Origin of the sequence: Chryseobacterium sp. S0630 (genome assembly GCF_024158915.1) — a bacterium.
In the GTDB taxonomy this organism is placed as follows: domain Bacteria; phylum Bacteroidota; class Bacteroidia; order Flavobacteriales; family Weeksellaceae; genus Chryseobacterium.
Genome location: NZ_JAMZGF010000010.1, coordinates 54,074 through 78,664, shown reverse-complemented (window position 1 = coordinate 78,664; position 24,591 = coordinate 54,074). Strand labels below are relative to the sequence as shown.

At 36.2% G+C, this 24,591-nt stretch carries 23 protein-coding genes and 1 tRNA gene; 8 read left to right on the top strand and 16 right to left on the bottom strand.

Going from position 1 to position 24,591, the window contains the following annotated elements:
• Positions 1-29 precede the first annotated feature (29 nt).
• The 3 genes from NK356_RS06970 to NK356_RS06960 all read left to right on the top strand — a co-directional run bounded on the left by NK356_RS06970 (position 30) and on the right by NK356_RS06960 (position 2,513).
• A complete protein-coding gene (locus NK356_RS06970; RefSeq protein WP_034692139.1) occupies positions 30-755 on the top strand; it encodes a hypothetical protein in 726 nt (241 codons plus the stop codon).
• A gap of 61 nt (positions 756-816) precedes the next feature.
• On the top strand, positions 817-1,737 hold the full coding sequence (locus NK356_RS06965) for a carbohydrate kinase (protein ID WP_034692140.1): 921 nt from the start codon (positions 817-819) through the stop codon (positions 1,735-1,737).
• Positions 1,738-1,817: 80 nt separating this feature from the next.
• Positions 1,818-2,513 carry a VIT family protein gene (locus NK356_RS06960; protein ID WP_034692141.1) on the top strand — a complete coding sequence of 232 codons (696 nt, stop codon included), beginning with the start codon at positions 1,818-1,820 and terminating at the stop codon, positions 2,511-2,513.
• Between the two features lie 143 nt (positions 2,514-2,656).
• Here the strand turns inward: NK356_RS06960 and NK356_RS24245 are convergent, their stop codons facing one another.
• The gene (locus NK356_RS24245; protein ID WP_367399298.1) at positions 2,657-2,998 is read right to left on the bottom strand and encodes an acyltransferase family protein; all 342 of its coding nucleotides are present in this window, start codon (positions 2,996-2,998) and stop codon (positions 2,657-2,659) included.
• 241 nt (positions 2,999-3,239) lie between these two features.
• On the opposite strand from NK356_RS24245, the gene NK356_RS06955 reads away from it, so the two are divergent.
• Positions 3,240-4,955, top strand: a complete 1,716-nt coding sequence (locus NK356_RS06955; protein WP_253316567.1) for a S41 family peptidase — start codon at positions 3,240-3,242, stop codon at positions 4,953-4,955.
• A 36-nt stretch (positions 4,956-4,991) separates the two neighbouring features.
• On the opposite strand, the gene NK356_RS06950 is transcribed toward NK356_RS06955, so the two are convergent.
• Together NK356_RS06950 and NK356_RS06945 are read right to left on the bottom strand one after the other, a co-directional pair.
• Positions 4,992-5,071: transfer RNA gene (locus NK356_RS06950), tRNA-Leu, on the bottom strand.
• Between the two features lie 93 nt (positions 5,072-5,164).
• The gene (locus NK356_RS06945) at positions 5,165-5,932 is read right to left on the bottom strand and encodes an MBL fold metallo-hydrolase (protein ID WP_034692370.1); all 768 of its coding nucleotides are present in this window, start codon (positions 5,930-5,932) and stop codon (positions 5,165-5,167) included.
• Between the two features lie 54 nt (positions 5,933-5,986).
• Here NK356_RS06945 and NK356_RS06940 point away from each other — a divergent pair, with 54 nt between their 5' ends.
• Both NK356_RS06940 and NK356_RS06935 read left to right on the top strand, forming a co-directional pair.
• Complete coding sequence (locus NK356_RS06940) at positions 5,987-7,414, top strand: hypothetical protein (protein WP_034692241.1); 1,428 nt, start codon at positions 5,987-5,989, stop codon at positions 7,412-7,414.
• A gap of 12 nt (positions 7,415-7,426) precedes the next feature.
• Entirely contained in the window at positions 7,427-7,876 is a 450-nt protein-coding gene (locus NK356_RS06935; protein WP_034692242.1) for a GAF domain-containing protein, read from the top strand.
• Positions 7,877-7,929: 53 nt separating this feature from the next.
• On the opposite strand, the gene NK356_RS06930 is transcribed toward NK356_RS06935, so the two are convergent.
• From NK356_RS06930 to NK356_RS06895, 8 genes are all read right to left on the bottom strand, one after another.
• Complete coding sequence (locus tag NK356_RS06930) at positions 7,930-8,397, bottom strand: cupin domain-containing protein (RefSeq protein ID WP_051934202.1); 468 nt, start codon at positions 8,395-8,397, stop codon at positions 7,930-7,932.
• A gap of 59 nt (positions 8,398-8,456) precedes the next feature.
• Positions 8,457-9,197, bottom strand: coding sequence for an ABC transporter substrate-binding protein (locus NK356_RS06925; RefSeq protein ID WP_034692243.1), 741 nt, complete (start codon positions 9,195-9,197; stop codon positions 8,457-8,459).
• Between the two features lie 26 nt (positions 9,198-9,223).
• Positions 9,224-10,546 carry a magnesium transporter gene (gene mgtE, locus NK356_RS06920; RefSeq protein ID WP_034692244.1) on the bottom strand — a complete coding sequence of 441 codons (1,323 nt, stop codon included), beginning with the start codon at positions 10,544-10,546 and terminating at the stop codon, positions 9,224-9,226.
• A 346-nt stretch (positions 10,547-10,892) separates the two neighbouring features.
• On the bottom strand, positions 10,893-11,042 hold the full coding sequence (locus NK356_RS06915; protein ID WP_156106369.1) for a hypothetical protein: 150 nt from the start codon (positions 11,040-11,042) through the stop codon (positions 10,893-10,895).
• 152 nt (positions 11,043-11,194) lie between these two features.
• Positions 11,195-11,341 (bottom strand): hypothetical protein, encoded by a 147-nt coding sequence (locus NK356_RS06910; RefSeq protein ID WP_156106370.1) that lies wholly within the window; start codon positions 11,339-11,341, stop codon positions 11,195-11,197.
• Between the two features lie 33 nt (positions 11,342-11,374).
• The gene (locus tag NK356_RS06905; protein WP_156106371.1) at positions 11,375-11,515 is read right to left on the bottom strand and encodes a hypothetical protein; all 141 of its coding nucleotides are present in this window, start codon (positions 11,513-11,515) and stop codon (positions 11,375-11,377) included.
• A gap of 161 nt (positions 11,516-11,676) precedes the next feature.
• Entirely contained in the window at positions 11,677-11,832 is a 156-nt protein-coding gene (locus NK356_RS06900) for a hypothetical protein (RefSeq protein ID WP_156106372.1), read from the bottom strand.
• Between the two features lie 233 nt (positions 11,833-12,065).
• Complete coding sequence (locus tag NK356_RS06895) at positions 12,066-12,614, bottom strand: pyruvate decarboxylase (protein WP_253316566.1); 549 nt, start codon at positions 12,612-12,614, stop codon at positions 12,066-12,068.
• Positions 12,615-12,787: 173 nt separating this feature from the next.
• On the opposite strand from NK356_RS06895, the gene rpsO reads away from it, so the two are divergent.
• Entirely contained in the window at positions 12,788-13,057 is a 270-nt protein-coding gene (gene rpsO, locus NK356_RS06890) for a 30S ribosomal protein S15 (protein WP_034692246.1), read from the top strand.
• 386 nt (positions 13,058-13,443) lie between these two features.
• Here rpsO and NK356_RS06885 read toward each other — a convergent pair whose 3' ends face one another.
• Complete coding sequence (locus NK356_RS06885; protein ID WP_253316565.1) at positions 13,444-13,803, bottom strand: DUF4260 domain-containing protein; 360 nt, start codon at positions 13,801-13,803, stop codon at positions 13,444-13,446.
• A 124-nt stretch (positions 13,804-13,927) separates the two neighbouring features.
• A complete protein-coding gene (locus NK356_RS06880) occupies positions 13,928-15,349 on the bottom strand; it encodes a sugar MFS transporter (protein WP_034692248.1) in 1,422 nt (473 codons plus the stop codon).
• Positions 15,350-15,789: 440 nt separating this feature from the next.
• Between NK356_RS06880 and NK356_RS06875 the strand changes: the two genes are divergently transcribed.
• Entirely contained in the window at positions 15,790-18,063 is a 2,274-nt protein-coding gene (locus tag NK356_RS06875) for a polyribonucleotide nucleotidyltransferase (RefSeq protein WP_034692249.1), read from the top strand.
• 316 nt (positions 18,064-18,379) lie between these two features.
• Here the strand turns inward: NK356_RS06875 and NK356_RS06870 are convergent, their stop codons facing one another.
• The 3 genes from NK356_RS06870 to NK356_RS06860 all read right to left on the bottom strand — a co-directional run bounded on the left by NK356_RS06870 (position 18,380) and on the right by NK356_RS06860 (position 24,589).
• Positions 18,380-20,797, bottom strand: a complete 2,418-nt coding sequence (locus NK356_RS06870) for a TonB-dependent receptor (protein ID WP_253316564.1) — start codon at positions 20,795-20,797, stop codon at positions 18,380-18,382.
• A gap of 6 nt (positions 20,798-20,803) precedes the next feature.
• Positions 20,804-21,244 (bottom strand): MarR family winged helix-turn-helix transcriptional regulator, encoded by a 441-nt coding sequence (locus NK356_RS06865; protein ID WP_034692251.1) that lies wholly within the window; start codon positions 21,242-21,244, stop codon positions 20,804-20,806.
• A gap of 102 nt (positions 21,245-21,346) precedes the next feature.
• Positions 21,347-24,589, bottom strand: a complete 3,243-nt coding sequence (locus NK356_RS06860; RefSeq protein WP_034692252.1) for a M1 family aminopeptidase — start codon at positions 24,587-24,589, stop codon at positions 21,347-21,349.
• Positions 24,590-24,591 lie beyond the last annotated feature (2 nt).

Genomic DNA, 24,591 nt, shown 5'->3' with positions numbered 1-24,591 from the left:
TACTTACTGCCTTAAAAAACACTTGAATCATGCTAAAAAACTATTTATTACCTTGTTTCCTGATTATAGGACATTGTATGGGCGCGCAGGAAGTGCATTCAGCGCTGCAGCTTCGCAACAGCCATTTATGGCGCGGAATTGAAGTCTCTGCAGGGCTTATTTATACCGGAGATTTACATCTTGACTATAAGAATTTTTATGCAGGATTCTGGGCAGGCGGAAATGTTGATGGTTCCTATAAAGAATTCAACAACTATATAGGATATAAGAATAAGCATCTTACGCTGGAGTTATGGGATATCTATAACTTTTCTCCTGGAGCAAACTATAACAATAAAGAATTTTTTAATTATTCCGCTCAGGAAACTGGTCGTTTTTGGGATTTCAGATCTTATTATACCATAAGTGATCAATTTCCTTTAGTAATCAGCTGGAATACTGTAGTTTTCGGAAGAGACCGAAACAGTGAAAATACAGGAAATAAATATTCTTCATTTGTTTCGGGAGAATATCCTGTATACAAAAAAGACAACCTTGAAATAAGAGGGAGAGTGGGCTATGCTTTTGCCTTAGACAGTCATGGAGAAAAGAATAATTTCTTTGCTAAAGATACTGGTTTCAATGAGGTAAGCCTTATCGTTTCGAAAAGCTTTACCATTGAAGGCTATACAATTCCTGTGGGAATTTGGGGAATGTGGAATCCGGTCAATAATAATGCATTTCTTCAGTTTTCTGTGCAGGTTTATTCATTCTGAAGCAAAGAGCTTCAAAGAGTAAATTTTTTATAAACTCAATACATTTAATTACTTTTATATAATGGAATACAAAAAAAATAAAGCAGTATGTTTTGGAGAGGTGCTCTGGGATATTTTTCCGGGAGAGCAGAAAAGAGTAGGAGGTGCTCCTTTTAATGTAGCCTACCATCTTTCCAAAATGGGCGTAGAAGTCAATATGATAAGCAGTATTGGTGATGATCAGCTTGGGCGTGATCTTTTGGATAAAATGAAAAACTGGAATATTCCCGCAGATCATGTTCAGATCAATACAGAGTATCCAACAAGTACGGTTATTGCTACAGTAGATGAAAATAATGATGCTCATTATGATATTGTGGAAGGGGTAGCATGGGATTATATTGAAACCACTCCGGAAAATAAGGAAATCCTTAATACAACAGATGCGTTGGTGTTCGGAACGCTGGCAGCCCGAAATGGGAAATCCAGAAATACGCTCTTCCAGTTGCTTGAACTCAGCCATTATAATGTCTTTGATATCAATCTCAGAGAACCTTATTATGAGGTTGGAATGATAAAAGACCTGCTTCATAAAACACATCTCGCTAAATTCAATAAAGCAGAAATGCGAATGATGCTTGATTTTTTAGGAAAAGAATATACCACTGAAGAAGATGGGATAAAATATTTGCAGGATCAGTTTGATCTTAAAGAAATTATTATTTCCAAAGGAAGCAAAGGAGCTCTGTATGCCTCAGAAGATCATTTTTATCTGTATCCTACCATACCGGTTACTGTAAAAGATACCGTAGGGAGCGGAGATTCTTTTCTGGCAGGATTTCTTTCCAAAAGATTGGAAAAAGGAAGTACTGTTCATGAAATTATGACTCAGGCTGTGTCTCTCGGAGCATTCATCACCTCACAGGAAGGAGCATGCCCGGAATATTCATTAGAGGATTTTATCAGATTTAAGAACGAACATCCAGTATCAGTTGTAAGCTAAGATGGTAGAATCTCATGTTAATTTAAATTGATTCTTGATGAAATATTGGGTAACTTTAGCCTACCACCAAAACAAAAGTTATGCATCATCAGCTGGAGAAACATTATGTAAACAGAGTAGGCTGGCTTCGTGCAGCTGTATTAGGCGCTAATGACGGGTTATTATCCACCACAAGTATTGTTATAGGAGTTGCAGCTGCAGAGCCGGAGCGACATATCATTATTCTTGCTGCATTGGCAGGTATGATTGCCGGGGCAATGTCTATGGCTGCCGGTGAGTACGTTTCCGTAAGCTCTCAGGAGGATACAGAAAAAGCAGATTTGATCCGTGAACAACGTGAACTGGAACAAATGCCCGAAATAGAACTCAGGGAACTGGCCAAAGTGTATGAAAAAAGAGGCTGTACCAAAGAAACAGCCATGCAGGTAGCTATTGAACTTACAGAACACGATGCATTGGGAGCACATGCCCGTGATGAGTTGGGAATCAATGAAATAACACAGGCGAAACCTCTGCAGGCGGCAATAGCTTCATTCGGCTCATTTGCGGTGGGTGCCCTATTACCATTTACGGTGTCTCTTTTGGCTCCTCTTAAGGAAATGGTGTATTTCCAATATGGATTTTCAATTATATTTTTGATGCTCTTAGGGGCGGTTTCTGCCCGGGCCGGTGGTTCCAGCATTAAAATAGCTGTATTGAGAATCTGCTTCTGGGGAACTGTGGCAATGGGAATTACTGCATTAGTAGGCCATATTTTTGGGGTTAATGTCGCATAAAGATTGTGGTATCCGAAACTTCAAAGATCTTAAAAATTGAATTAATTAAAATTGATCATTAAAATACACAAGAACACCTGCTTTTTCAGGTGTTCTTTTATATATGGGATGATAGAGTTTTGTATGATGGGTAATGAAAACTTTTATCTCTTTTCAACCAAATTATAAAAAATAGTCGTTACAGGGATGATAAAAATAAAGATAAAAATAAAGATAATCCATTGCCGGGTATCATTTGTAAGCTCAAAGTTTTTTAATAAATAAAGGTTTATGATTGCAAGGAACGGCCCGTGTATAAGATATAGACTGTAAGATATTTTCCCTAAAAATTCTAATGGTTTGTTTTCAAGAATAGCGATTGATTTTCCTGTTGATTTTTTATAAGTGACTAGCGCATATAACAAAAACGAAAAAGTTATCCCTGTTATTAATACCATTAAAAAACCATTAATATTTAACAATGCGAAAACCAATAAACTTCCCATGATGATAATGCTTATATTTAGAGTCCTCTGGAAATCAATTGATTTTCAGAGGATTTTTTATTTTGAAAATAATTGATTAATCCTGATAGTGACCTATTATATACTTTGAAAATAGAAGGCCTACTTATTTTGTAGCGATATCGTATAAAGACTGTGGTATTCCGAAATAGAATGACAAGAGAAATAGTTATATTTTATTTATAAACTTTAAAAGTGTATTTTACATCACAAATTCAAGTAAATGAAGAATATCTTTATTGTATTTTTTGTGATAGCTTTTCATGCTACTACTTATGCTCAAAAAGACCATTACATGTATTTTATGAAAACCTGGAATTTCATAAAATATTACCATCCTGATCTTGCTGATGGTAGGAAAGATGCAGACAGTCTTTTTTTGGAAACAATAGGAAAAGTAAATGCAAATACCAGTGAAAACACAATTATTACCCTTCTTTTAAAAAATCTGAATCATAAATTTACTGGTGCTCCGGTGATCGACACTCCAAAAGAAGTATTGTCTGTAAATCAAGATTTCAGATGGTATCAGAACAATAAAAAGATAAGTTCAGAAAACAAGATACTGTTAAATGATATTTACAATCATAGATTTGTTACTGAAACTGAAAAGAAAGACAAAACATTTGATTCTAAAACCAACGAGTTTAAAAAAGAGGAAAACCTGCCTTTAGCATATCGTCTGCTGGCATTGGCCAAATTACAGGGTGCTATCGATTATCTTTATCCTCACAAATATCTGATGGATAAAAATGCTGAGGTTTATTTTTCAGATTTAGTAGATCAGGTCATTCGCAGTTCTTCCAGAAAAGATTTTGAGGTTATTCTTAACAAAGTAGTTTCTAAGATGGAAGATACCCATTCTTTCAGGTTTTATGATCAATTGAATTTCAAAAATGAGATTTTCCACAGATTCTATTTTCCGCCTTTTGATTATATGATCGTGAAAGATCATCTATTGATTACCGAACTTCTTTTACCCGAAATCTGTTCCAAAGCGAATATTCATGTTGGTGATCAAATAACAGAGGTGAATGGTAAAAGTGTTCGTGAGATTATTAAAGAAAAAAAAGAGTTGCTTTCTACTTCCAATCCTGAAACGTTTTTGTATCTGATATCGGACTTTCAGAAGAATCTGATCTGGCCTGATAATCTGGCTCGCAAAAGCTTAAAAATACAATCCAGGGATAATAAAACCCATATGGCAGACACAGAGTTTGTTAATTTCACCAATGAAGGACAGCGGGCTATTGTTTCGAAATATATTCAAAATAAGATCCGTCAGAAACAGCAGTATACGATAGATCATCAAGATATTGTCTATTTTAAAATCAATGATGTTTTTGCTTTTACGAATAATATCTCTGATGATAAGCTGGATGAGCATATGGATTCTATTTTTAGGGATGCTTCCTCGAAAAAAGCTATTATATTTGATATGAGAGGATATCCGGACTGGGGTGGTTTTGTATTTCATTATGTTTATAAATATTTTTCTCCCGTGGAAAACCGTTTTGGAAAATACTATAAACCCAATCCCAAAAATGTCGGAACATATATTCCTATCAGCTATGATGGATTTGGAACTTATTATCCGGATATTAAAAATAAAACCGTTCATCCTTATAAAGGAAAAGTTTTCATGATTGTTAATCCTGAAACTTTAAGCATGAGCGAATGGAATACAATGAATCTTCAGAATATCTTTCCTAATGCCAGAACTATTGGGCAGAGAACAGCTGGTGCAGATGGTGATATCAGAACCATAACACTTCCCGGTGGTTACAATCTTGAATTCACAGGGAATGGTATTTTTTATTTTGATGGTTCTCAAACCCAAAAAGTAGGAGTGAAAGTCAATGAATTTATTGAATATTCTGATGATGATATTATTCAGAAACGAGACCTGGAGCTTGAAAGAATTTTGAAGAATCTGTAAAAAATAAAAACCTCTGAAATTTTCAGAGGTTTTTTGTACCCAGGACCGGGATCGAACCGGTACTCCTAAGAACTGGTGTTTGAGACCAGCGCGTCTACCAATTCCGCCACCTGGGCTTGATGTTGATTTCAAACGTGATGTTTGTTTCAAATTGGTGTGCAAATATAGGAACTTTTTTCAATGTTCAAAAGCTTTTTGAATAATTTTTTTTAAAAATTAAGTTCCAAACCATCGTAGGCAAGGTGTATTCCGGATGGAAGCTCCTTATCTTCAATGTCATGCAGTCCTAAATGATGGCTGATGTGTGTTAAAAATAATTGCTTAGGTTTTAGCTCTTCAAACAACTTAATGACATCGGGAAGGATAAAATGGGCTGGATGGGGATCAAATTTTCTGATACAGTTTAAGATCAGAATGTCCAGATCCTTCAATTTTTCCTTCTCCGTTTCAGAAATAAATCCTGCATCTGTAATGTAAGCCAGTTTTTTAAACTTATATCCGAAAACGGTAATTTTATAGTGAATCACTTCCACAGGAGTGATTTCCGTATCCAGTACCTGAAAAGGTTTATTTTCAATTTCGTGAAGTTCAAAAGCGGGTGCACCGGGATATCTTACATCTGCAAAAGCGTAAGGAAATCTGTTTTTTATTTCATGAGCCACTCTTGAATAGCAGTACAACGGAACATCTTTTCCACTTTTAAAAATCAAGGGCCGCATATCGTCCAATCCGATTACGTGGTCATTATGTTCATGGGTAATCAGCGCAATGTCTACGTTATGTTCATGATTGGTAAGCATTTGCTGTCTGAAATCCGGACCGCAGTCGATCAGTATTTTTTTATTTTCCTCCGTAGTGATCATCACGGAAGAACGTAAACGTTTGTCTTTGGGATTTTCTGAAGTACACACTTCACATGTACAGCCTATAACGGGTACACCTTGAGAAGTACCAGTTCCTAAAAATTTCAACTTCATTTTGTTTTGAGGTTGGTTTAATTTTGGTAAATTTACAAAAAATTTCATGTCCTAATGTATCAGAAACTAACTCCTAAACAAAAAGCATTAACAATTAATCTAGATCCTACTATTTATGGTACTTTCGCAGAAATTGGAGCCGGGCAGGAGACTGTTCGCCACTTTTTTAGAGCAGGGGGAGCTTCCGGTACGATTGCTAAAGCAATGTCTGCTTATGACAAAGATTTTAGTGATGCCATCTACGGAAAGGAAGTAAAAAACAGGTACGTTACCCAAAACAGGCTTCGCAAAATGCTTCGATATGAAGTAGCTTTGATTGAAGAGAGAATTTCAAGAGATAATAATCCGGATAGAAAATTCTTTTCTTACGCCAATACGGTAACTACTATCAATTTTGACAAAACTGTAAAAGGCCACGGCTGGGTAGGAATTCGTTTTCAAACCAAAGAAAATGAAGATTATAATGAGATCGTTATCCACGTAAAATTCAAAGAAAATGATGCTACACTTCAGCAGGAAACCTTAGGGAATCTGGGGGTGAACCTTATTTTCGGAGCCTTTCATTATTTTGATAATCCAAGAACTTTAGTAGAATCTCTTTACGATGATATTGCAAAAGATAATCTGGAAATTGATATGATCGACTTCAGCGGACCCGCTTTTGCCTATGTTGATAACAGACTGATGTCTCTTCAATTGGTAAAGAATGGAATGACCGATGCTGTGATTTTCAACTCTCAAGGAAACAATATGCTTCCGGCAGATGTTTTGTACAAGAAAAATATTTTCGCGGTAAGAGGAAGTTTCAGACCGGTAACGAAGGTAAACATTGACATGCTTAAAAACGGTATGGATATGTTCTTCAAAGACGCTACGTGTACTCATGAAGAAACAGAGGTTCTTATCGAAATCACTATTTCCAATCTGAGAGCAGACGGAGACATTGATGAAAGAGATTTCCTGGATAGAGTAGACATTCTTGGAAAACTGGGGTATACCGTTATTATTTCAAACTTCTCTGAATATTACAGACTGATTGATTATTTCGCATCTTACACAAGTGGAGACATCGGAGTAGCAATGGGAGTAAATAATATGTTGATGGTATTCGATGAGAAATATTATAAAAATCTTTCAGGAGGAATTCTTGAAGCCTTCGGTAAGTTTTTCAGAAATGGAATGAGAGTATATCTGTATCCTTATAAAGATCCGGAAACTCATCAGCTGTTGGATTCTTCCAACCTTAAAGTAGAGGAAAACCTGAAAGAATTATACAAATATTTCAAACACAACAATCGTATTGTAGATATTACCAATTATAATCCGGAATTTTTGGAAATCTATTCCAGAGAAATATTGAGAAAAATTGCATGTTGTGTGAAAGGCTGGGAAACTCAGGTTCCGGAAGGCGTAGCAGAAATGATTAAAGAGCGTGGAATGTTCGGATATAAAGAAGAACTTTCCCTAAAACAATTCTCTTAAAATATAAATACAATGTCAGAATTAAAGAAAAGACTTTCCTCAATTCTTGAAAGTCCTAAACATAATACAGAAGAAAAACTTGAAAAAGTTTGTCATTTGTTGGATCAGGAGATTCCTTATTTCAACTGGACAGGTTTCTATTTCAAAAATGGAGACAAAGATGAGTTGATTTTAGGACCTTACGTAGGAGCGCCGACAGATCACACCATTATTCCTTACGGTAAAGGGATTTGCGGTCAGGTTGCGGTTTCCAATGAAACATTTGTAGTTCCTGACGTACATGAAGAAAGCAATTATTTAAGCTGTTCCATTGATACAAAAGCAGAAATTGTAGTTCCGATTTTTAAAGACGGAAAGAACATCGGTCAGATCGATATTGATTCTCACACCATCGATCCTTTCACAAAAGAAGACCGTGAATTGCTAGAATGGCTTTGTAACGAAGTTTCTAAGATTTTGTAATCGAAACTTACTATAAAAAAATAAAAACTCCAGCTATTTCAGCTGGAGTTTTTTTATGGATTATTGGTGGTAATTACAAACATGATTAAAGGTTCTTCTCCTGTATTTTCAATAGAATGATATCCTATGGAGCTGATGGCTGTGATATCACCTTTTTGAAGCGTTTTCTTGCGTATTCCCCCTTCTGTTCCGGTTCTTTCTCTATATTCTCCTGTTCCGTGCACTACAACGTACAATTCCTCTTCATTTCTTAGATTGTGTGTGTGGAATCCGGATTCATCTCCTTTATTCAGTAAAACCATGTAGGCGGCAAGGCGGTTATTGGCCAGTTCTTCCTGATCAAACATCTGTATCATATAGACTGTTCCGTTTCCTCCATACATATTTTCGCGTTTATCTACACGGGTGATGGTTCTTTCTTCTTTTTCAAACGCCATTACATACAGGTGGATATATTTTGAAACTTCCTGTATGACATGATCGAATTCTGCTCCTTCAGATAATATAACTGTACCAGACATGGATTAAATATTTAAAGTTTAAAGTTTAAAGTTTTGGGTTTAAAGTTGATCGTGAAAAATTAGCTTTGCTGCATCTGTTGAATTTCTGTGAGAAGTTCTTTAAAATAATTCTCGCATTTTGCAATATGGGTTCCATACCAGGAAAAGGCTTCACCATCTACGATTATTATCTTTTTATCAGGATAAAAAACTTGTAGCTCTTCAATATGTTTTTCTTTAAACGGAAAAGGTTCAGAGGAAAGCATAATGACATCGGCATCAGCCAGATCTTCAGTGGTGATCTGAGGATAGCGGGTTTTGTCCTTGAAAATATTTTCAAAACCAATTTCTGACATAATCCTGTGAATGAAAGTGTCTGAACCAATGGTCATATAAGGATTTTTCCAGATAAGATAAGCGGCTTTTACCGGTGCTTCCAGTTTTGCCTGATCCAGAACATCATAAATTTTAAGATTGAAAAGCTGTGCTCTGTCTTCCTTTCCGAAAAGTTTTCCGAGATTTTTAAGCAGATAATAATTATCCTCAATCGTATCAATATTGGTTACTGTTACTTTAAAGTCATTCATCAAAGCTTCTACCTGTTCTTTTACATTTTCTTCCTTATTGGCAAGAATAAGATCCGGTTGTAATGCTTTAATCTTCTCAATATTGATATTCTTAGTTCCTCCGATTATGGCTACATTTTTTATTTTGTCCTGAGGATGAATACAGAATTTTGTTCTTCCTACCACTTCATTTTCGGTCAGTCCAAGGTCAAATAAAGCCTCAGTAATAGAAGGTACAAGTGAAACGATTTTCATATTGGCATGTTAGATGATGCCTAAAATTACAAAAGTTTTCCGGTTAAGAAAAGTCCGGCTACGGTAAAATAGATAATAAGTCCGGTCACATCCACTAATGTTGCTACAAACGGAGCCGAAGAAGTGGCAGGGTCAAGGTTTAATTTCTTTAAAACAAACGGAATCATAGAACCTGATAATGTTCCCCATAACACAATGGCAATCAGGGAAACAGAAACACTTAATCCTACGTATACCCAATATTGGCCGTAATCAAACAGGCCTATCTGCTGCCAAAGCATAATTCTGATAAATCCGATAACTCCTAAAATTGCTCCAAGACATAATCCGGAAATAATTTCTTTTTTCATGACATACCACCAATCTTTCAGACTGATTTCCTGAAGAGCCATCGCACGGATAATCAAAGTTGCTGCCTGTGATCCGGAATTTCCTCCACTGGAAATAATCAATGGAACAAATAAGGCCAAAACAACTGCTTTTTCAATTTCTTTATCAAAATATCCCATCGCAGAAGCAGTCAGCATTTCCGAAACAAATAGAATGATCAGCCAGGTCGCCCTTTTTTTGATCATTTCGGTCCATGAAGTTTGGATGTAGGGAAGATCCAATGCTTCCAATCCCCCGAACTTCTGGATATCTTCCGTGTTCTGTTGTTCAATCTGATCGAGAATATCATCAATAGTCACGATTCCTACCAGAACACCTGCTTCCGTAATAATAGGAAGAGCGCCACGGTCATACTTCTCAAAATACGTTACCGCATCCTCTTTGGAAGTAGTGGTAGTAATCGCTACGAAATGATTATCTGTAATATCAGAAACCAGCGTATCTTCTTCTTCTAATAATAAAGTTCCGATGGCAAGGTCATCAATCAGGCGGTTTCTTTCATCCACCACATACAGGTAATTCATGGTTTCCACTCTTTTTCCTACCTTTTTGATCTGTTGAAGACATCTTTTTACCGTCCATTCCTTACGGATCTGGATATAATAAGGCGTCATCAGACGGGCAATAGAATCTGAGTTGTATCCAAGAAGTTTTAAAGCAATTCTTCTTTCCTGCGGATTAAGGTGATTGATGGAATACTTGATCAGCTCATCCGGAAAATCCTCGAAAAGAGCAGTTCTGTCATCCGGAGTCATGGCATTCAGAATTTCGGAAACTTCATCGCTTCCGATACTTCTGATGGTATCTTCCTGAAAATCAGGATCAAGGTGTGAGAAAACTTCTGCTTTGTATTCTTTCGGAACCTTCAGAAACGCGAGCAGCCTCTCATCAGCAGGAAGTTCGCTGAGAGTTTCGGCAATATCGGCAGGGTTGAAGATAAGTTCGTCTCTAGAATTCAAAACGTGAAATTTTTTGGATATGCAAAAATAATTCAAATTTTTAAGACTGAGCAATAAAGTGGCAAAATTAAGGATTAATTAAAGTTTAGTGCTTCAGTATAAGGGTAAAAAAAACACCCGCCGAAACGGATGTATAAAAATTAAATTTTAAATTCCAATATTCTTTATATTGGTTCGCATTCTGAAGTGGGAATGTATGTACAGACAGCGTTTGTACAGCATTGGTACGGGCCACAATCTGAGTGGTCACCGCATTTTTTTATCCCACTTCCTTTAATGTTTTTTTGTTCAAGCCTGTTGAGCTTCTTAAGATTTAAATTCTTCATGCTATATGATTGTATTTAAATTAAGGCTCTATCATGCAGTCATGGTCAAGGCATTCTCCATTACAGCAATATCCCACAGAGCAAGGTCTTGTGATGCTGCATCTGAACGGTCCGATACCGCCATTAATTTGCTTGGCAGCTTCTCTGCTGAGTTTTTTTAGATTTTTCATAGCGTTATAGTTTAGATTTAATGTCAGACTAAAATAGTAAATATTTCTATATTATTCATTTGTGAGTGAAAATATTTTACTAGTAATCAATGTTTTATTCATGTTTTAAATAAAAAACACCTACTAATGCAGGTGTCTGTAATGATCATATATTATTCCAGAGGACATGGATTGACAACACAAATGTTGTGACAACATGATCCGCCCGGACATTCGTAATGTTCTGTACATCTTTTGAAAGGTCCACTGCCTTTAATTTCCTTTTGTACTTGTCTGCTTAGTTTTTTTAGATTTTTCATAAATTTTGATTTTATACGGTTTAGTTTTATCTTTTATTCAAGGCAGATAAAAGGGGAGCAGATTCCAAAACAGCACCATCCAACGGTACACGGATTAGTTTCGCTGCATCTTTCCATAGATCCTCCATTAATCTGTTTTGCTTTTTCTCTGCTGAGTTTCTTTAGATTTTTCATGAGATTTTGGTTTTAATGTTGGTCTAAAATAGTAAAAAATATTTAATAAATCATCATTTGGTGAAAATATTTAATTGTTAATCAGTTGTTTATAGTGTATTTTAAATAAAAAAGCACCTGTTCGGAAGGGTGAACAAGTGCTTTATTTAACATGAAAATATTTATAATTCAGGACATGCGTAAGCAACACATACTCTGTGACAGCATGATCCACCAGGACATTCGAAATGATATTGACATTTTTGAAGACGGATGATACTTCCCAGAATTTCTTTCTGGCTTTCTCTGCTCAGTTTTTTAAGATTTAATTTTTTCATAATAATTTAGATTTAAGATAAAACTAAACTAATGAAAGATTTCAACTTATTGATAAGGATAGAGATACACTACAGGATAGTGTCTATAAAAGAATTATGAATTATGAATTATGAATGAGTCTGATATATGGATTGATCCGCATGAAAAAAATTCACCATTTACTTGCGAAGCAAAATTGACCATTAACGATAAGTGGCTGAATATTCCAACCTTAAACCTTGAACTTTAAATCTTAAAGCTCTGCTTCCGTTGTTTTCAGCTTTCTCAGCTTCTTAATGATTCCTTTTATCGCTCCTTCGGTTCCTATTTTAACAGAGTTGGTTGTAGAACCCAGCAGACGCATATTTTTCCGGTAAGTATCATGATCGGTTTCTGTGACAAGAGTTCCGTCAGCACCAAAGAGTTTCATACTCACAACTACCTGATTGGAGAAAACATACTTTCCAAATCCCACTTTGAAATATCTCACTTTGGAAACAATGGCAAAATCTGCATCATTGTTGAGACAGTAATCTGCAATCGTTTGTTTGTCGATACTATCAAAGGGAACCTGAACTTCGGCCCGGAGCATTTTATTTTTTCTGTTACTGAAATTATCGGTAACAGCATCAAAGAAAGCATTGTTGGTAGGATCTTTTATTTCATCGATATCAGGCTCTACCTCAGGATTGAAGTAAAGAACTTTTTTTATTTTATCATCAGCACTTTTCTGGGCATTTACCGAAGTAAGTCCGATGAATAAAAAAGTAGTAACCGCTGTAAAGAATATAATTTTTTTCATTTGTAATTCGAATGCAAAATTACTGCCTTTTCGTTGGATTGCATACAAATCATTAAGAAATTTTTAACATTTTTTTCTATCAAAATTGATATATGAAATCAATAATGTTTGCAGAATCAAAAAATAGTCGTAATTTTGCACCCGTTACATAATAATCATTAAACAATATTGGAATGTACTTAACAACAGACAAAAAGCAGGAAATTTTCGCAAAACACGGAAAATCTGCACAAGACACAGGAAGTGCTGAAGGACAAATCGCTCTTTTCACTTTCAGAATCAACCACTTATCTCAACACCTAAAGGCTAACCGTCACGATTTCAACACAGAGAGATCTCTAGTGAAATTGGTAGGTAAGAGAAAAAGTTTATTAGATTACCTTAAAAACAAAGATATCGCAAGATATAGAGCAATTATTGCTGAACTAGGTTTAAGAAAATAATCTATAAAGATTTTCAAAATAAAAAGCAACTTCGAAAGAAGTTGCTTTTTTGTTTTTACATAACAAGTGATTTTTAACCACAAAAGCCACAAAATTTTTTTAGAAAATACTAGATTGTTGAGAAGAACACTTAAGTTTCTTAAAGTCTTTGATTTTCATGTGATAATAGAAGAGTATTTAGATTCCTACGGAATGACATAATTGGAATGATGGTTTATCCATACAGTTTGCCATTCCGTAGGAATCCAGCCATATTAAACCAACAAGAAAAGCATCACAACAGCTCCAATCCTGACTAATATCACAACCGAAGGAGCGATAATTCCCCTCTCTCGGAGGGGTGTCAAAAATTCAAAGAATTTTTGACGGGGTGGTTTACAACATCATTATTCAGCCTTCTTCCCAATCTTCCCCAAATGCGTATTCTGAAAACTATCCGGATACTTCAAACCGTACCCCAGAATTCTGTCAAACGCAGAGTGAGAAAACAAAATAGTCCCAATCATCTGCAAATAGGGTAGAGACAAGGCTGTTCCGGCAAAATAAACAATGACAGCTACTCCGAAATGGTGGAAGAGATTATAACAAAAAGCCCCAACTTTTGTATTAACTATATATCCCAACATGGAAATATCGGGTGCAAGAAATAATCCGGCAAACCACCACCAGGAATATCCTGTTTGTGCAAAAGCATATATACCTAACAGTAGAAATGCGGCATATTCAAGCTTTAACTGTATTTTCATAATAATTGAGTTAGTCTGTAAGATAAGTTCCTTTTTCTGATGAAAAGTTACATTTTTAGGTTGGAAAAGGAAAGCGGAATACCTTTGAGATATTCCGCCTTATACATTTTGATTGAATTTGATTTTAATGACCTGATTTGGCTTCTGTGGTTTCTACATGACCTAAATATTTGGTACAGTAAGCTCCGAATATCAGAATAACCAGATAGCAGAATACAGGAATAATAAATGAATGCTGTACTCCAAACTGATCTGCAAGATATCCCTGGAATATCGGAACAATAGCTCCTCCCAGAATAGCCATTACCACTAAGGATGATCCCTGGCTTGTATATTTACCCAGTCCTGAAATAGCCAGTGTATAAATATTAGAGAACATGATAGAGTTGAAAATTCCAATTCCTAAAATACTGTACATCGCCAGCTCACCATGATTTACCATTGCAGAAATCAATAGAATAACATTAATCGCTGCAAAAATAGATAATGTTCTTGCCGGAGCTGCTTTACCCACGAAAAAGGCAATAAAATTAAGAACGATAAATACAAGGAAAAAGCTGATCTGACTGAAAGTCAGATTAACAATACTGAAAATCACAAGGAAAACAGCTGCCGCCGCTCCCAGCATATATAGAGCCTTTTTGCTTTGGCTTATTGATTGATTTAAAGAAATGGCTCCCAGAAAACGGCCAATCATCGCTCCGCCCCAATATAAGGAAAGGTAATTTTTACTGATAATCTCATTAAAGCCCATAATCTGTGGCTGTTCAAGGAAACTGATGATAAAACTTCCTACGGCAACTTCTCCGCCTACATAACAGAACATGGCGAATACTCCGAATTTCAGGTGGCTGAATTCAAGTGCTCCCCAACCTTTTACAATCTCTTCTTCTCCCATCTGGAATGAAGGAAGTTTAACTCTGGAAATCAATAAAGCAACCAGTAAAAGGATACCTGCAAAAATAAGGTAAGGAATTCTCGTTGCTACCGCACTGAATGATCCGTCCGGAGATGAGAAAAATTCAAAAATAAGATGACCTCCCAATACCGGAGCAATGGTGGTTCCGAAGGCATTGAATGCCTGAGTCATATTCAGTCGGCTGGATGCAGATTCTTCACTTCCCAGCAATGAAACATACGCGTTGGCTGTAATCTGCAGTACTGTAAAGCCGAGTCCTAAAATAAACAAAGCTCCCAGAAACAGCGGATAATATGAAAACGTAGCTGCCGGATAAAACAGAACGCAGCCGAATGCTGCCAGAAAAATTCCGAACAGGATTCCCTTCTTATAGCCTAACTTATTGATAGGATCTCCTTTCGTAATGGAAATCATAAAATAAATCAGTGATCCGATAAAGTAAGCTCCGAAAAAACAGAACTGTACCAGCATGGATTCGAAAAAGGTAAGATTGAAAAGTTGTTTCAGATACGGGATCAGGATATCATTCATACAGGTGATGAATCCCCACATAAAAAATAGCAGGGTGATGGTAATCAACGGAACCGTATAATTCCTGCTTTGAGATTGTACTTCTTTATTAATCATAAACATTTATTTATCTGGATAAGGATAGTTCCTTAACTTTTTTTAGCCTACAGCATTGTAATTGGTGAAGTAGGGCAAATATAGGGATCAGCCTATTGGTTTGCAATAATTTTAATCATTTTTAAAATGAAACAGATACTTTTTTCCGTTTCAAAGTATTATTTTCATTTTTTGAGACAATAATACAAAAACGACAGGATTTTTCAATACATTATCCTTAAAAAAATGCTTTTTTATTTTAATAAATGATGAATAAGTTCAGATTACTAGTATAAATTTTCAAACTTTCATCAATTGATAGCCAATTTTTTGTATTTTAAGCGTCTATTTAAGCAATCGAAAAATTTAATATATCATTATTATATAGTACCTTTGCAAACGAAAATTTAAAGAGTTTAAATATTAATCATACTCAATACGGAGTATAAAGAAGCAAATTTATGAGTATACCTCAAGCGTTTACAGAAACGATTATCCTTGCAGACGGCAGGGAAATCACTATCGAAACGGGAAAGCTGGCTAAGCAGGCTGACGGATCTGTAGTGGTGAAATGTGGCGGAACAATGCTTTTAGCAACTGTTGTAGCCAATAAAGAAGCCAATCCTGGTGTAGACTTTTTACCATTAACGGTAGATTACAGAGAAAAATTCTACGCAGGTGGAAGAATTCCTGGAAATTTCTTCCGTAGAGAAGCAAAACCATCTGATGATGAAGTGCTTACAATGAGATTAGTGGACAGAGTATTACGTCCTCTTTTCCCTGAAGATTTCCACGCGGAAGTACAGGTGATGATCTCATTAATTTCTTACGATAAAGAAGTAATGCCTGAAGCATTGGCAGGTTTGGCAGCTTCTGCAGCTATTGCAATTACAGATATTCCTTTCAACGGACCAATGTCTGAAGCAAGAGTCGTAAGAATTGACGGACAATTGGCTGTTAACCCAAGTTATGAGAATTTATTAAAATCAGATATCGACATTATGGTGGGAGCTACTAAAGACTCCATCGTAATGGTAGAAGGAGAAATGAAAGAGATTTCTGAGCAGGAAATGCTTGAAGCAATCAACTTCGCTCACGCTGAGATCAAAAAACAGATCGAAGCTCAGGAGAGATTAGCTGAAAAAGTAGGAAAATCTTTCCCTAAAAGAGAATACAGCCACGAAGATCACGATGAAGAAATTCGTGAAAAAGTATGGAAAGAGTGCTATGATAAAGTATATGAAGTAGCAAAAACTCCATCTAACAAAGAAGAAAGAGGAGAAAAATTCAAAGCAGTTCTTGCAGATTTCTTAGCACAATATGCTGAAAATGAAGAGGAATTGGCAAGAGTAACTCCTTTCGTTAAAGTATATTACCATGACGTAGAGAAAGAAGCAATGCGTCAGATGATCCTTGAAGACAATATCCGTCTTGATGGTCGTGATCCTCAAACGATCCGTCCAATCTGGTCAGAAATTGATTATCTTCCGGGAGCTCACGGTTCTGCAGTTTTCACAAGAGGGGAAACTCAGTCTTTAACAGCGGTAACTTTAGGTTCTGTAAAAGATGCAAACATGATCGACAGCGTAATCACGCAGCACGACGAAAGATTCTTCTTACACTATAACTTCCCTCCATTCTCTACTGGTGAAGCAAGACCTTTAAGAGGTACTTCAAGAAGAGAAGTAGGACACGGAAACTTAGCTCAAAGAGCTTTAACAGCAGTAATTCCAGCAGAAAACCCATATACAATCAGAATTGTTTCCGATATCTTAGAATCTAATGGTTCTTCTTCAATGGCAACAGTTTGTGCAGGTACATTAGCATTGATGGATGCAGGGGTTCAGATCACAAAACCTGTTTCAGGGATTGCAATGGGTCTGATCACTGATACAAAATCAGGTAAATTTACTGTACTTTCTGATATCTTAGGAGATGAAGATCACCTTGGAGATATGGACTTTAAAGTAACAGGTACTGCAGACGGTATCACAGCTTGTCAGATGGATATCAAAATCCAGGGACTTTCTATGGATATCATGGAGAAAGCTTTGATGCAGGCTAAAGACGGAAGATTACACATCCTGAACAAAATCACGGAAACGATTTCTCAGCCAAGAGCAGACGTGAAGCCTCACGCTCCGAAAATGGTAGTAATGGAGATTCCAAAAGACTTCATTGGTGCGGTAATCGGACCTGGTGGAAAAATTATTCAGCAGTTACAGAAAGATACTGATACGGTTATTGCTATCGAAGAGATGGGAGAAATCGGACGTATCGAAATTTCTGGTACAGACAGAGAGAAGATCAATGCTGCTATTGCAAGAATCAATGAAATTACTTTCGTACCGGTTATAGGTGAAGTTTACAAAGGTAAAGTGGTGAAAGTAATGGACTTTGGTGCATTCGTAGCGATTGCTAAAGGAACAGAAGGACTTCTTCACATTTCTGAAATTGAGTGGGCTCGTCTAGACAAAGTTCCTTATGCAGAAGGTGATGAAGTAGAAGTGAAGTTCATGGGTTACGATGACCGTAAGAAAATGAAACTTTCCCGTAAAGTTCTTTTACCAAGACCTCCAAGACCGGAAGGACAAGGTAGACCAGAAGGGCAGAGAAGACCAGAAGGACAAGGAAGACCAGAGGGACAAAGAAGACCTGAAGGACAGAAACCACAAGGTGAAAAGCCACAAAGCGAAAAACCAGTGGAAAACCAAACTCCATCTAACGAAGCTTAATAAGATTTATTCTTAAACATAAAAAATCCCTCAATTTGAGGGATTTTTGCTTTGTATACCATAAGTTATAAGTTGGAAAACGCAAAGGCGCAAAGTAATTTTAATTTTATATTGATTAGGGCGCAAGAAAATCGAAGATTTTCAGCAAGCATATTGTTTTATTTTTTGCATTTGCTTTGCCTGCCCAATCGTGAGAGACTAAAATACAGGTACAGCTATTTGGTGCTCAATTTTATCGAAGATAAAATCTTTGCGTCTTAAAGACAGTATTTTATTTCTCCTTCTTGGCGTCTTCGCGTTTTCCAACTTCTTACAATTAACTTCCCACTCTCTGTTTCAGATCCTCAGCACCTCCTGTTTTTCTAGGCTGTCCGTTTTTGGAAGAACCAAAATTGTAAGTATAGGAGATGGTTGCCACACGGGTATCTCTTTTTACAGCGAAGTTCTCTAAATAATCATTATAAACCGTCTGTCCTTTAATATTGCTGGTAAAGAAAACATCTGTGAAGGAAAGTTTCAGAACACTGTTGTTTTTAAACTTCTTCTGTGCTCCGATATTCAGGTACCAGTTCGGGCTCATATTCAGATAAGCATAGACTTCTCTGGCCTTGTAATTTCCGGTAAGCTCAGCAGTGAAGCCATTTCCAAGTTTAAAAGAATTGATACTGTTGATGCTGAATGTGAAATTTCCCTGGTTATTAATCTGTGTTCCGGACACATTTCCTGTGTATGAACTATAGTAGAAATTGGCGCTGTTATTCATATCCCACCATTTGGTCACTTTCACAGGAGCAATCAGGTTTAATCCAAAATAAGAAGCAGAATTCAGGTTTTCAATGGTCTGTACAGTTACGATCTGTCCGTTTTCTGTTACAGGTTTTAAGATGTCTGTGATATTATCAGAATTCCTGCTGTAGCTTAATGTGGCGAAATATTTATTGCTCAGACTATACGTTAATTCATAATTCATCGTGATTTGCGGGTTCAGATCAGGATTTCCTGCTTTCAGAGTGGTAGGATCAAGATAGAATTTAAAAGGATTGAGCTGGTTGTAGCTTGGTCTTGTAATTCTTCTGCTGAAATTAATTTCAAGGTTACTTTTCTCTGTCAGATCATAACTCAAAACAGCACTTGGAAACAGCTGGGTATAATTTCTCTTGTTGATCTGGTTAGTGGTAATCTGAGTTCCTTTTACATTGGTATTCTCAAGTCTTAAACCACCTGTAACTTTAAACTTCTCCCATTTTTTGGAAACATTTCCATACACTGCATTGATGTTTTCTTCATAAATAAAATGATTGGTTTTCCCAAGATCCGGAACAGGAACACCAGAACTGGCATTGAAGAACTTCAGATCGTTGTCTGTCTTTACAAAACTGGTTTTTACTCCGCTTTCCAGCTTCCAGTCGTTGCTGAAGTTTTTTGTAAGATCAGATTTTAATGAATAGATATTAAGTTTTCCATCCATATCACCTTTAATAATGTCGAGATTATCTGTGTTGCTGGCAATTTCATGCGTTCTTGTATCGAAGCTCTGCAAAGAAGAATTAGCATAGTTGATGTAATCAAAATCGGTAGAAATATCAGAACCTAGGGAATCTATTATATATTTATGATTAAGATTGAATGAAACATTGGTCCAGCGGTCATTCGATCTGTTGACCGTTGTGAATGTACTTTCCGGAAGATAGTTGCTGCCCAGTGTTACGTTGGAATTATCGCCGTTCACATTGAATTTATTGGAAACCAGACCCACAGAAAATCCTAGTACATTTTTGTCGTTCAGATAATAATCCATTCCGGCTTTGGCCACATGGCTGTTGAATTTGAATTTCAGATAATTGTCCTGTATATAAGCCTTTTTGAAGGTATTGGCCTCATAAAAATTTCTGTCAAGAACCAATCCATTATAAGCTTCCCTGTAGGCAAAGCTGTAATTTCCGAAAATATTGATGTTTTTATTCCTGTGATTGATGCTGAAACTATTGTTGTTTTTCACATATTTCCCCGATCCTAAAGAGCTGGAAATACTTCCATTGGTTCCTCTTCGCTGCTCTTTTTTAAGTTTAATATTAATAATTGCAGAGCCTGCCGCATCATATTTTGAAGATGGATTGGTGATGAATTCGATCTTTTCAATGGTAGAAGAGGGGATGCCCTTCAGGTAATTGGCAAGGTCAGCTCCCGTCATCGGTGTATTTTTACCATCGATTTGGATCAGAAGATTTCCTTTTCCACGAAGACTGATATTATCATTGTTATCAATGTTCACTCCCGGAGCTTTTTCCAACACTTCAAAAGCAGAATTTCCGGTGCTGGCAATACTGTTTTCAACGTTCATAATCATTTTTCCATCCTGCCTTTCAATGAGAGGTTTGGTTTTCGTAATAGTGACTCCTTCAATGGATTTTACATTGAGGTCAATGGGATTGAGAGTCTTATTTTCGGTTAATGAAATATTTTCTGAGTGATAAACCTCAGTACCATTTTTATTAATTTTTACCTGATAAGTTCCTTCTTTTAAATCATTAAAATTGAACTTACCGTTGTTATCAGCAATTTCTGTTTTGATCAATTTCTGATCGGCATCAAAGAGATTGATCTCCATTTGCTCTGCTTTGTCGGATTTTATATTTCCTGACAAAGTCAAACTTTGCATTGTCTGCTGGGCGGAAACCCTGCTGCTGAATAGCATCAGCATACAGACAATAATAAGTGAGAATATTCTGGTCATAGCGTTTTACTTTTTAGGGTTGAGACAGTTTTCTGAAATTTTCAGTAAAGCAGAATACATCACTTCCAGTTCATTGTTGCTGATGCCTTTTAAAGCTGTTTTTCGGTTCTTTTCTACGATATTCTGAACCTCTTTAATCACTTTTACCCCGGAATCTGTCACTTCCAGCTGGGTTTTTCTTCGGTCTTCAGGATGAACTTTTCTGATAATGTATTCGGATTTTACCATTAAATCAATAATTCTTGTGACAGAAGCATTATCCTTAAAAACAAGATCACCAATTTCATTCTGGGTAATTCCCGGGTTTTCCAGAATCGCTTTGATGATAAGCCACTGATCAATAGTGATCGTGTAACCATGAGCTTTCAGCTGTCGCTGAGCATAGTTTCTGTAGGCTCTGATCGCTTTGTCTATGTTGTAGAATATGATTGAATTTAACTTTTCCATATTTTCAGATTTAAAATGATGTATCAATTATTGATATATCAATTAATTAGTAATTCATCATTTTACTTTGTTACAATTCCTGAAAAAATATTTTCAAAAAAATTAAAAACTGTTGATAGGTTCTTTGGGTTTTGCCTTTGCAGAAGCAGTTTTAGAACCTGAAGTAAAACTTATATTTTCTATGGTTTTAAATAATCTGTCGATTTGTTTTCTGGTGGAAATATCCGGAGCAACGTTATAAAACTCATTGATCAGATCCAGAGAAGTGGGTTTCTTTGGATAATGATTGTTATTGAGAAAGTTTTTCAATGCCATATTTACTTTTTCTTCACCTAATACATTGCTCAATTGTACCATTGCCGCAGCTCCTTTGGAATACGAAATATGGGGAACATCTCCTGTAGCTTTGTAGATCGGGACATTTTCAGACAGACCTTTTTCATTGTCGTAAATCTGTTGATGTACTTTTATTCTTTCCATCATTTTTTCCTGGCCGTGCATTTTTTTGTAGAGCATCATTTCAGTATACATCGCGAGGGTTTCGGTAAGCATCACAGAACCTTCCCTGTCATCGGGATTGATCTGACTATTCCCCCACCACAGATGGGAAAGCTCATGACCGGCAAGCTCATTGATGACATCCTGTTTCTTATCTGCACCTATGTTAGCGTGAAAAATCATGTCTTCCGGCATAAAGACGGCAGAAGGATAGGCTGTCGCTGCAAAACCTTTGGTAAAAGAAGAAATCTCTGCAAAATTGATGCTTTTAAAAGGATATTGTCCAAAATTCTGCTGACAGTAATCTAAAGTAAGCTTTGCGTTTTCAAGGAGGTGATTCACATTTTCAAAGTGTTTCTGATGATAGAAAATATTGATGTCAATTCCTTTATAATTCATATTTTTTACCTCGTATTCTGCTGAAGAAACGGCAAACCGGAAAGGAATCTGATCTGCTTTATACTCGAAATAATTGCGTCCTGATTCTGACCATTTTTTGATAAGATCCCCTGTTCCTATGGCAGTCTGGCTTTTTTCAGTGGAAATAATCATATTCAAATTGATAAAATCCCTTTTTGAAACTTCGGGAGCTTCCGGTTTCTTTGGTTCAGTGAGTTTTCCAAGCTTGAATTGGTTGCGCTCTTTTTCATCCTGAATTTCATCATCTTTTTGATAACCGATGGTAGGATAATATCTGCTGATCCTCATAAAAGATCCGTCTTCAATAATGGCATTGAAAGACTTGTGACCGTTTACTGCAAACCATTGATAGGAGATTTTAAAATCAAGAGAAGCTATTTTACCTGGTAAAAGAGGTTGTTGTAATGAAACTTCTGTAACATGTTTATTAATTTTTGAGATTTCAGTACCACATTTTAATACAGCAGATTCCAGTTTTAAATCCTCATTAAAATTGATCAGAATCTTATTGATGGGATGATTGGTTTGATTTTTAAGGGTATATTTTCCAACAAGCTGATAAGCGTTTTTAGAAGGATACAATTTAATTTCTGTAGCAATATCAGTGATGTCAGGCTGTGGAAGTTTTTCATACTTTCGATAGTTTTTTTCATATGCTGCGGAACTTAGAATAGTCTGATCTTCATTTTTTGGAATATATCCTTTCATAAACAATACTCCGGCAAAGATTCCTGAGATGAGCAGAATGATACTGAAACCATATGCAAGTACAGAGGCTTTTTTAGTTTTTATAATACTGTTGAGTATCCATAAAATACTGATAATCCCTGTTCCGAATAATAGTCTTTGAGCAAAAGCCTTTTCATAGATTCCATAGCCGTTAAAATCGCTGTATGTACCTTTAAAATCAGAAAAAATCCTGAAAAGAGGATAGGAGATCAGTTTCCCTGAAACCGGACCAGATAATATAAAGACGGCAAGGATGGAAACTCCAAGAGCAATGAATTTGTTGGGAATTCTGTCATTAATTAAAAGAATTAATCCGGAAAACAGCATCAATGGGAAAGTATTGAAAAGAAAAATCCCGAGATAAGCCTTCCAGTCTATATGAAAATATTGATACGCCATTTGAAAAATAATCCCCTGAATAATTAAAATTCCTGTAAAGAAGCACAGCAGAAAACTGATGGAAATAAAATGTCCGGTTAACCGGTTTTTTGATAAATAAGTACTGTTTTCAATCAGAGAAAATCCTGATGAAGAACTTCTCCAGTAGACATCGTTTAAAAAATAAGCGGAAATAAGAAGTCCGAGCAGGTGAAAATTCTCTGAAATGGTTGTAGCCATAAGACCTGAACTTGCATACTTTTGGGGAAGACGGATTCCTTTTTCAATTTCGGCATACATTTCCATCCCAACGCAAAATAATAGCAGAATGGAAACAGCCGGAACAGCAACACTTTTAAACAAATAGGTAAGATCCGTTTTGGCAAATGAAAGTACAGACCGGAAAGAACTCCATCCATTAAAGTTGGGTGTAACAGTGGAGTATTCTGCTTCATTTGTTTCCGAAAATATAAGAGTATTTCCTGATGTTTTTACTTTCTGTCCAGAGGTATTGGAGAAAGAAAATAGCTTGAGTGAAAGCAGAAGAATTCCAACAGATATAAAAAAGAATAAAATTCTGTTAAACAAAAGGTATCCTGAAAAAGGAACCATCTGTATATTTTTCTGATGAGCCGTAAGATCACGAGCTTCCATAAAATAAGAAGATAATCCAAAAGGATCAATTAAAGCTGAAAACTGTTGCGTTTCCAGTGACTGCGGCAGACTTCCCGCCATAAATGGTGAATTGGAAAACAGCAGGATAATCATATAGAAAACATACAGAAGCAATCCACCTACTGCAACCAGTAATTTTCTCTTTACCGTAACTGCTATGAGAAACAGAAAACTACAGACAACCAGACTATTGATAAACCCGAAGATGAATAAAGGATACATATAATGAAGAATGTTAAAACCTTCCTGCATTTCACTTCCGGTCCGCATCATCTGACCTATGATAAATCCTGTCATTAAAAATGAAAAGCTTAAAAAAGTCTGTAAAAAATAGGTGCAGAATTTCCCTTTCAGGTAAGTGAATTTTGAAAAAGGAAATGAAAAAAGAATGCTGTCAAATTTTGAATCCTGATCTTTAAAAAGCAGTTGCAATGCATAAACCGTAGCGAAAAAAATCACGGCTAGGCTCAGCATTCCGGTCATAAAACCGATGGTGTAAGGCGAGTTTAAATAAATTCCTTCCCCTACAGAAAGGTTGAACTGACTGCCGCAAAAAATACCGAGACCAATTAAAAGTAAGGCCACAAGATAGGTGAGCCAATGCTTGGAAGAGCGTCTGGCTTCGAATAAAAATATCGTATTCATGA